Raw genomic sequence first — 563 nt, 5'->3', positions numbered from 1 at the left:
AATCATTCCAGTTCATTAAACCATATTCAGCTATGTGTATAGCATCTTTTTTATCTGTTTTTACATTTCTAAAACTTAAGGCTTGGCAAAATCTTTTCATTTTTAATGGATTTATTACACACTTACAAAAAAACCTTCATTTACTAAACTAATTAAGATAGGAATATGATAAATTTCTGTTGCTTCCATAACAATTTTTACATCTTCATCTAAAGATTTAATTTTACCAATTAATCTATTTACATCATTTTTTACATGATAAATATTAAATGGTTTAAAGATAAGTTCTTTTCCAAATCCTAAGGCTGCAACTGTGCTTTTAGATTTTGATACATCAATTCCTATTGAAATCATAAATACCTCCATTAAATTTTTACCTACCTACACAATTATCCACTCAGTTTAGCTCGTTACACGGGTGTATTAACCCAACCTGCTTAATCGAATTCTTGATAATGAAAGGTAGCGGACTGTTTCGAGTACGGGTGTATTATCCCAAATGGGCTGCGTCCGTTACCTTCATTATATTAAAAAAAGTGTAGGTAGAAAGTTTTTTCTACTTA

The 563-nt window shown here is 29.3% G+C and carries 2 protein-coding genes; both read right to left on the bottom strand.

Features of this window, described 5'->3' with window-relative positions; genetic code table 11:
• On the bottom strand, nucleotides 1–100 hold a 100-nt coding region (locus tag ANHYDRO_RS11415; RefSeq protein ID WP_148315706.1), incomplete at its 3' end, for an IS110 family transposase.
• A gap of 14 nt (nucleotides 101–114) precedes the next feature.
• Nucleotides 115–354, bottom strand: coding sequence for an IS110 family transposase (locus ANHYDRO_RS02470; RefSeq protein ID WP_162010666.1), 240 nt, complete (start codon nucleotides 352–354; stop codon nucleotides 115–117).
• Between the last annotated feature and the right edge of the window lie 209 nt (nucleotides 355–563).

It is taken from the genome of Anaerococcus hydrogenalis DSM 7454, assembly GCF_000173355.1.
In the GTDB taxonomy this organism is placed as follows: Bacteria; Bacillota; Clostridia; order Tissierellales; family Peptoniphilaceae; genus Anaerococcus; species Anaerococcus hydrogenalis.
The sequence above is the reverse complement of the archived record's forward strand: the minus strand, read 5'-3'. Positions and strand labels throughout refer to the sequence as shown.